The sequence below is a fragment of the Chakrabartyella piscis genome (genome assembly GCA_030067835.1).
GTDB classification, from domain to species: Bacteria; Bacillota; Clostridia; order Lachnospirales; family Anaerotignaceae; genus Chakrabartyella; species Chakrabartyella piscis.
In genome coordinates, this window is sequence record CP092441.1 from 1,357,746 (window position 1) to 1,369,565 (window position 11,820).

The following is an 11,820-nucleotide window of genomic DNA, read 5'->3' on the forward strand; positions in this document are numbered from 1 at the left end:
TACATGTCAATGTGTTTGAAATAGGAGGAGATTTATGAAGATAGGATTGCAAAAAACAGCAGCTGTAGTATTGAGTTTTTGTTTGACTTCCCAATGTATGATGGCAACTGGTTTTGCCATAGAACAACTTCCAGCTGCCAACGGATTGGTGGCTGTCAATACCAGCTTTGATTCCCTTGCTTATTGGGATGACGGTAGTTATGATGCCAGTGGTGAATCAACAGGTATCATCCCTGTTACTGGAACTAGTATCCAAGCGAATCTCATGGAATCAGATGATACAACAGAACAAATTATGGGTTATGATGCATATGGACGTGGCATCATTTCTGTCAATACGCCTTTGGTGGAGGAATGGGATGAAGCTGTGCTTATGGAGACCATTGGTACCATTGAACTTGGTACTACATACTCATTTAGCGTGGCATATTCGTATTATAGTGATCAGTATGTTGAGTTTGAGGTGATTGCAGTAGGAGATTATTCTAACATTTGGGTACCCAAAACAGAAATGTCTGATTTTCGTTTGACTACAGAGGAAGCTGAAAAACTGGCAGAAGAATATGATGAAGTCATTTATCCAGCGTTGGTGAAATATTTTGGCGGATTTGAAAATGCAGACAAAGATAAAGATGGAAAGGTCAATATTCTTTGTTATGATATTGATGGTGATGGTGAAAATACGTATGGTTCTTATACAGGGGGATACTTTGATTCAGGTGAGTTGCTCAAAGGATTGGATATTCTCCATGTAGATTCAGCACAAGGAATGCATGATGCCTATGGGGAATATGTGGGTGTATCCCAGACGTATTCCACTGTAGCCCATGAATTACAGCATATGATTGCATATAGTGTGTATATGGTAAAGGATTCCTATCAGCCAACATTTTTGAATGAGGCATTTTCTATGGCAGCAGAGCATTTGATTTATGGAGTACAGGACAGTCGTATCGACTACTACAATGGATCTAGTGCGATTGCGGTAGGCAGTGTGTCCCTTGCATATTGGGGTGATTCTTTGGATGATTATGCGCTGTCTTATCTATTTGGACAATATCTACGGACACAATATGCGCAACAAGATGGTGTGACAAATGGAGATGCTATATATAAAGATTTGTATGAAATTTTATTGTCAGAAAAATATTTTTATAAAGATGTATTGATTCCTTTGACAGAACTGGTGGGGGCTGATTCTACAGAAGAATTATTCTTGAATTTTTATGCTGCGTTGGCAGAAAAAGGTGCAACTGGAGTATATGGATTTAATGGAGAAAATTGGGCAGAAGATATTTACCCTCAATATTTGAATGTAGAAGGACCTATGTCCTTGAAAGAAGGGTGTGCAGTCTATTTTGGTGCTTATGATGCTTTCACACCATCAGAACAAGGGGAACACATCCAGTTCAAAGCATTGGATGTGATTGCTGGTTCAGCGGATATTCCTGTTGTAAAAATTGATTGCCAAAGCCAAGTGGTAGAGAATGACACGATAACTGTGAAAAGGGGAGATACTGTCATCTTAGAAGTGGTTGAAATGGCTGGTTATAAAGGCTCACTTTTCTACAATTGGATAGGTGGAGAAACGGTGAATTACTACACATCTCTTGAGGATTTGAATCATAGAAGTGAAACCTATACAGTGGATACCAGTGAAGCGGGGCAGTGGATGTTTGCTTGCTATGTAGGGTATGGTACTTATGGTTGGATCACAACAATGACACCTATGTTAACAGTTGTCATTGAAGATGCACCCAATGTAAATGCAGAAATTGCAAGTACTACAGCAACCACCACAAAGGTAACTTTAGGACGAGGAGGTTATGATGGATATGCACTTTGTGCCATTTATGATGAGGATGGGAAGTGCTTGGATGTAGCTATGGTAGAAAGTGAGGACAATCAAACATGGCAGACCGACACAGTTACTCTGAATGGGGTTGGGGAAGTTCGTGCTTTTGCAACAAACGAAGCGTATGGTGCACTGTTTTAAAGAGTAATTGAAAAGAGTTGCCTAAAAATGAGGATTTATAGAATCATGTAGCAAAAGAGAAGATACATTTGAAAAACAATCTTGGAAAGGGCGTGTGAAAAGAATGAGAGCAAAAAAATTCATATCTATTGTATTGGCGATGACAATGGCTTCGCAAATGGTGGTCAGAGCGGATGAGCTTTACAATGTAGTGGAAGTGCAACAGGAAATAGGGGTACAAGAAGTAGAAATAGACGTGGTAGAAACAACACAAGAAGAACAAACAGCAGAAATGCAATGGACGTATGATGATTTCATTTGGGGGGATGGTTATGAATTTGATACCAGCACAGGAATCATCTACCCTTATGGAGATGGTGAAGTTACCATACCTGCCACAGTAGAAGGGTATACTGTCACAGGCGTTGAAGACTTTTGGAGTGCATCCACTTTGATTGTGCCAGAAACCGTTTCTTATATCAATCCTTATGATTGCTATAAGCTTGAAAACTACATTGTAGATGCAAATAATCCATATTTTACCAGTATAGATGGTATTTTGTATAATAAGGATTGTACAGAATTGATTCATTATCCTTGGAGAAATGACATAGAGGATTTTGTAATTCCAGATAGCGTTGTTACAGCTACCATTGACAGTCGTTATATGATAACAATGACAATTCCAGCTTCTGTGGAGGAGCTGTATCTATCCAGCTTGTATTATTTGGAAACCTTTATCCTAAGTCCAGACAATACATATTTTAAAATTCAGGATGGTAATTTATTCAATAGCAATGGCGATGTTTTAATCAAAATAATTAGTCCAGATGCATTTGTGGAAATTCCAGAGGGTGTAGAAGTGATTTCGCCAGGTGCAATAGATGAAGGTTGGGAAATCAGTCTGCCTTCTACTTTGTTATATGTGGAAGATATTTACAATTTATTCACACACAATACACAGATGCTTTATGTCAGTGAGGATAACCCTTATTATACTGCTGTGGATGGTGTATTGTTCAACAAAGATATGACCACTTTGATGGTGTATCCATCTGCAAGGGAAGGTTCCACTTATACAGTGCCAGAAAGTGTCACTTCCATTGGTTCCTATGCTTTTTCAGAGTGCGAAAATTTGTCAGCAATCTGCTTTTTGAGCAATGCACCGCAATTGCAAGAGGATTGCTTTGGGGATGATATGCCTACAACATTGAAATTGTATTATGAAGATGGTGCAACTGGATATGACCAAAATGAATGGGTCAAATATGCGTCCCATTTGAGAATCAACACAGGTGTCATCAAAGCGGAATATTGGTCAGAAGTCAAAGCAAGTGCCTTTGCAGGTGGTACAGGCTCCGAAACAGATCCATATATCATTTCCACACCAGAGGAGTTTGCTAGAATTACAGTTGACCCAGAGGGTGGCAATTACTATGAAATTGTGGCAGATATTGATTTGGCAGAGTATAAATGGGAAACCATTTGGTGGTTTATAGGTCACATAAAAGGCAATGGACATACCATTTCCAATGTGGATGTATATGGCATAGGTGAAGATGAATGTGGTATTTTTGGAGGCATTTATAAGTCCACTATTTCAGGTGTTAGGATTCAGGATGTTTCCTTGACTCCGAATTTCAATGGAGATGGAATATGTTATTTTGGTGGTCTTGTTGGTTTTACGCAAAATAGTACCATTGAGGATTGCCATGCTGATTTTGATGAAACATTTGACATTGATGTTGAGTCTTATGAGATAGGTGGTATCACAGGAGAACTTATGAGTGATAGCATAATTTCAAATTGTACATTTTCAGGGAATTTGACTGTTATGCAAGACACAGAAAAAGCTACATATTTGGGAGGAATCACTGGGAATGCTAATGGAGAAATCAGGAATTGTACGGTTGTAGGGAATATTACAGGAGAAACACATACAGGAGGAATTGTAGGAGGCGCAGATGGAATCATATCCGATTGTCGATTTGAAGGAACAGTCACAGGAGAAGGATATGTAGGGGGAATCGCAGGAGATGCAAGTAATAGCACTTATAATTGTGAGTCCAATGGAGATATAATAGGTACAACATGTGTAGGAGGAATAGTAGGGAATGCAGGGTATGCAGATGCGGCTATCACCAATTGTCGATTTGGTGGAACAGTCACAGGAGAAACATATGTAGGAGGAATCGCAGGAGGTGGTAGAGAAATTATCAATTGTGAATCCAGTGGAAGTGTAACAGGTAATGACGATGTAGGAGGAATCGCAGGGGATGGAGATGATATCTTCAATTGTAAATCCAATGGAACAGTCGCAGGAGAAACATATGTAGGAGGAATTGCAGGAAACGTAGATGGAATCATATCCAATTGTCAATTTGATGAAACAGTCACAGGAGAAAAATATGTAGGTGGCATTGCTGGACACGCAATTGAAGATGCAACCTTTACTAACTGCATATCCGATGCCACAGTCACAGGCAAATACCATGTGGGTGGCATTCTTGGGTATACGCTCAATTCGTCGGCTACCATCTCCAATTGCACCTCCAGCGCTACAGTCACGGGAGAAACATCCATAGGCGGCATCGTTGGATATATGTGGAGTTCGTCTGCCGCATACAATTGCACATCTAGTGCTAAAGTCACAGGCAAACGCTATGTGGGTGGCATCGCTGGATTGACACAGTATATTTCCAATTGCACGTCCAGTGCCACGGTCACAGGGGAGACGAATGTAGGTGGTATTGCTGGACATAGTGGTATTACTTCCGGGTGTACCTTTAGTGCCACAGTCACTGGGACGAGTTATGTAGGTGGTATCATTGGAATTGGAGGTACCATTTCTTATTGTATTTGCACAGGTGAAATAATTGTCATAAATGATGAAGAATACCAAGATGTATTATTCTTCAGAGACTACGTAAATACTTACCGAGATTCCTACGTCTGCTCTCTAACAAATTGGAACTCTTATTATAGGGCACAGCTAGAAAATGGTTATTGCTATGATTACGTCTATTTTTATGCAGGCGGCATTGGCGGCTATGTATCAGGTGATATTGAATTCTGCTATTTTTCAGGAACGATTACATCCCCTATTGGTAGCCCCACCTATGACTATCCTGAAACTAATGGTGCATTTGACCGATATTTAAAGGTGCCCGTCACCTGTGTCTGTAAAGTATCCTATATCGATGCTGGAGAGACCGAGTATATGTATAAAACCGTCTCCACAAGTGATTATGCTAGAGTATATATGGGACGTATTGCTGGCTATACAGTTATGACGCCCGATATAACCTCGCCAACGACTCCAGAGAATGGTAAAACAGCCCAAGTAACCATCACTGTGAAAGATCCAAGTGGCAATCCTGTATTAGGAGCAACTGTATCTGTGGATTCCCAAGAAGCGGATACCGATGTAGATGGCATTGCCACCATTTATGATGTGGAATATGGCAACTACAACCTATATGTCAGCCATGATACATATGCAGACGATAGTTGGTATGTGAATATTGGCAGCGAAACATATGAAAAAACAGTGCAATTGGGCAACATCATACAAAGTGCTCGCATCACTGGCGGAAGTATAACCTATAGAGATGTGCTTGGAGATGTGGAATTGACCATAGATGCAGGAGATACCAACACCTATACACTCAGTACAATCATCAATTGGGAAAGTGGCAGTGGCACAGCATACTTGGTGGGGTCCAAAGGAACCAAAAAGGAAATCACAAACAATTCATTGGAAATTGTACTAGGGGAAACGGTCAGAGAAGGGGAAACGCTATCCATTTTGGCTGTGGACAGCAATGGAAGTACAGTGGAAGAACCATTGTCCATCAAAATAACGGATTTGTTGGAAGAATTGAAAGAAGGAATCGAAACTGCTTCTTTGCCAACGGTTACAGGCCCTAGTATTGATTTGGATTTCTTTAACGGTGCTTCCTTAGAGTTTAATACAAAAGAATTGGGCGAAATTAAAATTTATATCGAAAATAGCAAAGTATATGTTGAAATTGCATCAGAAGTGGAATCTAAGGTGCTTCAAAAAGAAGTGATCATTGGTGTTGATGGCAAAATGACCATTCCATTGACCACCTTGGAAAATGGCACTGCCTATTCATTGGAACTACATCTTTCCATGGAGGACATAGAGGTGTTTGAAGGCTATAAAAACATGGTGATTGGAACAGTACCAACGGTGATCCAATTGGGGATTTCAGCATCCCTCAAAACAGATATAGATGTTTCTGCAACGAAAGCTGATTTTTCAGATGCAGTATTCACTGCCAGTATGCCAATTCAAGGGGTATTGAAAATTTCCTTTGGTGTGGGATTCAAAGTCATTAGTGCAGGTCTTTTTGGCATTGGTACCTATGATGGATTGTTGAATTTGGCACCAGATTTGAGTTTGGAATCTACCGTAACTGGTGAATTTGGTATTTATGGTGAATTGGGTACGTTTAGAGGAGAAGCCATTCTCATTACCCTTGTTTATCCAGATGGAGTGCGTACATATTCCTTGCAAAATGGTCAATTGCTAGAAGTGGATGGAACAGATCAAAAATACACTTTAATTGGTAGAGAGTATCTGTCAAAACCTTCTGTTGCAACGCTACAAAATGTGAGCAATATATCCTATATTTTGTCCAATGCTTTTTCTGGATTGTATAGTATGCCACAAGGAGATGCAATATTCTATCATATTGATGATACAACTCGTTCGACAATTAATGGTATGAATTTGACCAAAAACGGTACAGCAATTGATGATGATGGTACCGCAGATGGTTTATTTGATGTGGATGGAAATTATGTGGTTTGGGAAGACAACCGTTCTGAATTGAGCGATACAGCAGATGTAACCGCTTTCTTTGCAGATAAAGAAATTTCTTTCTATGATATGCAAACAGGAACAACATTGTCACTGACAGACAATGCATATATGGATATTGCACCTGTTGTTGCAGAGTATGAAGATGTTGCAGCAGTTGCTTGGATCAGCAACACAGAACAAGATATCAGTGGTGCAACAGGCAACACTTCAATTCACTATGGATTCTATGAAAATGGCAGCATGGGAGATATACAAACCATAGGAGATTTGGGTAGTGTAGGTGCTGTTTCATTGAGCTATGGTGCAGGCGGATGTTATTTGTCCTATGATGCAGATGGTGCAATATATACAAAAGAATTGACCAACAATGGAAGTATAAAAAATATTGCTGATGAAGGATATAGTGCTGTGGGATACACAAATGATGGCATGTCTTATGTGGCATATGCAACCACCGATGCAATTGCAATTGAAACAACAAATGGTACTATAATAGGGAATATTTCTTTGGATGGTCAAGTGTGCAATCAAATCATTCATGTACAAAATAGCACAAAACAAGCTGTTTTGTGGACACAAATCAATGCTGAAGGATATGAAGAATTGTATTGTGCATATTATTTGGATGGTTCTTGGAGATACCCATGCTGTATTCTCAGTGGAAACTATGATGTGAAAAAATTTGCTGCACAAATGGAAGAAGATGGAACTTTGGTTGTGACATACCAAGAGTTGCAAAAAAGCGAAATTGTCAATGGTTCTGTAGTGTATGGTACCTCCAATTTGGCAAAACTCACATTGGAACCCACTTTGGATTTGGCAGTATCCAACTTGGTTGAACAAGAGCAAGCATTGGACAATATGGCAGTCTTTACAGTGGATGTGAAAAATGTTGGTCAGGATATTGTAAATGGATATACCTATTCCCTTTATGAAGGAAATCCCAATTCTGGAGGAACTTTATATTCACAAAATACACATGAAACAACCCTTTATCCTGGTGCTGAAAAAACATTAACTTGTGTATATGCACCAACTACAACAACTGGTAACCAAGTATATGTAGTGGTTTCTCCTTCTGAAGGAACGGATGCTACATCGGAGGATAATACAGTGATTTTCGATGCAACAGAAGGACATATTACATTTGGTTCTGTGTATTTTGAAGACAATGTGGATAGTTACCGCTTGGAAGCTGCCTATACAAATGATGGTTTGATAGACTTGGAAAATGCTATGTTTACTGTCACTTTGGGAGAAACAGAAGTGTATAGCCAAGATGTGGGTACCATTTCCTATGGTGCAACAGGTACATTCCAATATTTGTTGCCTAAAAATGATGTGAATTCCAATTCTCAAATTTACACAGTTACTTTTAGTTCAGGTGATACAGTTGCAACAGACTTTGCTGTATTGAATGTGTCAGATGCACAGATTTCTGGAAATATATCTGATGCTGCAATTGTTTCCAAAGAGTTGATAGATGGAATACTCACAGTTACAGTGGAACATCTGCTACCAGAAAGTCAATATACAGGTGTATTGGCAGTATATGGTCAAGATGGAAAAATGTTGGATGCAGCAGTACAAAATATTGTGGCTTACCAAGACAGTAGTGTGTATGAAGTGCCATGGAATTCGTCATGGGAGGAAACGGCGTATCAGTTGCAATGGCATGTTTGTGATACTGCCAGTGGGTATCAACCTGTAATGCAACAAGTCACCGCTGAATTTATAAATTAGAGTTGCAAAACTTCATAGAAATGTATTTGAACCCATGTTGCCTGTTTGGTGACATGGGTTTTGTATATTCATATAGATAATGATAAACTAAGCATCTCAATTTAGAGTATAGAATCAAAAAGACCACATAACACATTTTACGAGTGATATATGGTCTTAATATTTATCTTTTTATTTATTCCACTGCTGGTAGGTTTCCAATTGCATTTTCTGCATTTGCCAATTGGTTGGAATCTGGATATCCAGAAATGATTTTTTGATAATATTCTCGAGCACTATCTATATAACCATTGGATTCATCAATTTTTCCGAGATAATAGTAGGTATCATCAATGAAATTATCATTTTCTGCATATTTGAGAGATGCTTCCAAATTCAATTGTGCATCATCATAATTGTTGTTCAAAAAGTCGCTTTTTCCTTGTGTGTATAAGGATTCTGCTGCTTTTGGATAGGCAGTTACTTTCACAGAATTGTATTTTGCCAAATCTTCTTCACCAAAACCAAAGGTGTCAATTTTATCCAATGTGGTGACACAAGCTTCATAATCTTCATCAGAAAGTTGAGATACAGCAGTTTGCAAAAGTTCCATATTGGCTTGTTTGGTTTCTTCGCTTCTAAGCAATTTGTTTTCATCTTCCAAAGCAGAAGCAGTAGCACGCAATTCCAAAACTTCCTCTGGTGTCATATTGGTTTCACCAGAATAGATATCCACCTGTGACTGTAGTTCTGCAATCAAATTATCCTTGGATTCGTTGTTGGCAGGTACAATCAAAACCATTAAAACAATAACAGAAATCACCACACCAAGTGCAAAAGCAATGATATCACGTTTTGCCAAAAGACCACTTGTTTTTTCTTTTCTACGATATTTTGGTATGGTAGGAGAACCATCTGTTTTTTTATTGGAAATGATGGTGGAGTTTTCTTTTACAGGTCTTGAACGTTCTACACGTCTATTGGAATTTGATGCATAGGTTGGCAAACCAATGTATTTTGCATAACGCAAAGCAGTAGGGTTGTAGGCATCTTTTTTCAATACAAGATCAATGAAATGTTGTGCTCTTTGTACGTTGTTATCTTCAATGCAACAAAGAATCATCAAATTGTATGCATCCACCAAATCTGGGTTGATATCCAAAGACTTTTTCAATTGGATAATCGCCAAATCATCGCTACCATGTTTCAAATAATAAAGTGCTTGGTTGTAGAGTACAATGGCATCGTTATATTTTTCCATTTCTCTACCATTTTTCTTCAAATAGCTCATGTATCCTGTGGCAGGATTACCCTCTTTGACCACAGAAGAACTGAAAATCCAATGAACCAAAGCATTTGCCATTTTACCCATTTCTGCGTATAGCAAACCCAAAAGATTACGTGCTTGGATATTGTTTTTATCAAATGTGATACTTTGTTCCAAGTCCTCAATGGCACCAGACAAATCCATTTGATATGCTTTTTCCAATGCTTGGTTGTACAAACGAATGGAAAGATTACGTGTTTTTTTAAAAATAAAGGTGTCTATATTGCAATCAGGGCAAATAAACCCTTCTTGGAAGATAGAACCACAATTTGGACATTTCATATTAGTCCTCCTTTGCATCCATTTCCAAGGGGTTGCCACTGTTTTTTGCAATATGATCTAAAATATCTACCAAATCCTTAAGCTGTGAAGATTGTAGAGAGTGTTCGATTTCATCCAATTCAAGCAAAGGTTGGTATCTGGAAAGTTCGTCTTTGAAATTAAACATGGGAAGTACCTCCTCTGTTAGTCGATAATATATATTTACGAATATCTCCAATCAAATATAAAGAACCACAACATAAAATAACGTCATCCTTTGGTGTGATGGAGATGGCTTTGTCTATAGCGTTTTCAATGATTTCTTCTAAAAACATAGGTATTTCAAACTTTTGTGCTACTTCTGCCAAGGAACCAACAGCCAATTTACGGTGACTATGTGGCTCTGTCAAAATGACACGACTTGCATAGGGCAAAATAGAATTTGCCATATCTTCATATTCCTTATCACCTAAAACACCAAGAACCAAGGTGATTTGTTTGTCGGTGAAATAGGTGGCAATGCATTCAGACAAACGATAGATGCCATCACGATTGTGGGCACCATCAATCAACAAAAGTGGCTCTTGTCCAATTATTTCTAGGCGACCAGCCCATTTGGTTTTTGCCAGACCAGAAATCACATGTTCTTGTGTAATGCATAAACCTTTTTCTTGCAAAACAAAACATGTTTCCAAAACAGCAATACAGTTTTGTACTTGGTGTTTGCCCAAAAGGGACAATGTAATTTGTTTATAAGCAAAATCCTTGGTATGCACAGAAAAACAAGTGCCCTCCAATGTTTCTGAATGGATGATAACAGTAGGTTCTTCCACCATATGAAAAGGTGCATCCAATAAAATTGCAGTATTCTGTACTATATTATATACCAATTCCTCTTGTGAATACAAGACCACAGGACAATTTTTCTTAATGATTCCTGCTTTTTCTTTTGCAATTTCACCTAGAGTATTTCCTAGGAAATCTGTATGGTCAATGCTAATGGACATAATTAAGGAAATCAGTGGTGTTTCTACAATGTTTGTTGCATCAAATCTACCACCAAGTCCCACTTCCAAAATAAGAACATCCACTTGTTTTTTTGCAAAATATAAAAAAGCAGCAACTGTCACCACTTCAAAAAGAGTGGGCAAATCCAAATTTTCTGCTTTCATTTCTTCCCAATGTGTGCGTACTTCGGTTATGATTTCAGAAAAGTCATCATCTGTAATTTCTACGCCATCGATGACAAAACGTTCGTTGTAACGTTCCAAATGTGGTGAAGTATAAGCACCAGTTTTGTAGCCTGCTTCTTGCAAAATGGAAGAAAGCATTGCAGTGGCAGAACCTTTTCCATTGGTTCCAGCAACATGGGTGATGGAAAGAGAATTCTGTGGGTTGCCCATACGTTTCAAAAGTTCTGCAACACGTTCCAAACCAGGACAAGAGGCAAAACCGATTTCTGTTTCCAAAAATTGTATACTTTCAATGTAATTCATATATATTCTCCTATTGATATAGAAAGGTGATTTTTGTATGTGTATTCTAAGGGGTTTTTCTAATATATATCTCCTAATCAAGATAACAAGACCTAATAAGTATAAACATTTCTGAATTACGTAGGGAATGCATTGTATGCATTCCGCTTTCGATACGCATACAATGCGTACCCTACAAAATATATAG

5 protein-coding genes are annotated in these 11,820 nt (G+C 38.5%); 2 read left to right on the forward strand and 3 right to left on the reverse strand.

Annotated elements, in window-relative coordinates:
* Nucleotides 1-34 precede the first annotated feature (34 nt).
* Together MJY40_RS06120 and MJY40_RS06125 are read left to right on the forward strand one after the other, a co-directional pair.
* The gene (locus MJY40_RS06120) at nt 35-1,996 is read left to right on the forward strand and encodes a hypothetical protein (RefSeq protein ID WP_317856108.1); all 1,962 of its coding nucleotides are present in this window, start codon (nt 35-37) and stop codon (nt 1,994-1,996) included.
* A 103-nt stretch (nt 1,997-2,099) separates the two neighbouring features.
* Nucleotides 2,100-8,570, forward strand: coding sequence for a GLUG motif-containing protein (locus tag MJY40_RS06125; protein ID WP_317856422.1), 6,471 nt, complete (start codon nt 2,100-2,102; stop codon nt 8,568-8,570).
* 175 nt (nt 8,571-8,745) lie between these two features.
* On the opposite strand, the gene MJY40_RS06130 is transcribed toward MJY40_RS06125, so the two are convergent.
* The 3 genes from MJY40_RS06130 to MJY40_RS06140 are packed head-to-tail and all read right to left on the reverse strand — an operon-like array spanning nt 8,746 to nt 11,633.
* A complete protein-coding gene (locus tag MJY40_RS06130) occupies nt 8,746-10,158 on the reverse strand; it encodes a tetratricopeptide repeat protein (RefSeq protein ID WP_317856109.1) in 1,413 nt (470 codons plus the stop codon).
* 1 nt (nt 10,159) lies between these two features.
* Nucleotides 10,160-10,324: a hypothetical protein gene (locus MJY40_RS06135; RefSeq protein ID WP_317856110.1), complete on the reverse strand. Its 165-nt coding sequence runs from the start codon at nt 10,322-10,324 to the stop codon at nt 10,160-10,162.
* Nucleotides 10,317-11,633, reverse strand: coding sequence for a bifunctional folylpolyglutamate synthase/dihydrofolate synthase (locus MJY40_RS06140; RefSeq protein ID WP_317856111.1), 1,317 nt, complete (start codon nt 11,631-11,633; stop codon nt 10,317-10,319). Before MJY40_RS06140 ends, MJY40_RS06135 begins: the two co-directional genes overlap by 8 nt.
* Nucleotides 11,634-11,820 lie beyond the last annotated feature (187 nt).

Bases quoted from the DNA above. Each gene is read 5' to 3' on its own strand.
- MJY40_RS06140 (WP_317856111.1), bottom strand. From the start codon at position 11,633: ATGAATTACATTGAAAGTATACAATTTTTGGAAACAGAAATCGGTTTT.
- MJY40_RS06130 (WP_317856109.1), bottom strand. From the start codon at position 10,158: ATGAAATGTCCAAATTGTGGTTCTATCTTCCAAGAAGGGTTTATTTGC.
- MJY40_RS06125 (WP_317856422.1), top strand. From the start codon at position 2,100: ATGAGAGCAAAAAAATTCATATCTATTGTATTGGCGATGACAATGGCT.
- MJY40_RS06120 (WP_317856108.1), top strand. From the start codon at position 35: ATGAAGATAGGATTGCAAAAAACAGCAGCTGTAGTATTGAGTTTTTGT.
- MJY40_RS06135 (WP_317856110.1), bottom strand. From the start codon at position 10,324: ATGTTTAATTTCAAAGACGAACTTTCCAGATACCAACCTTTGCTTGAA.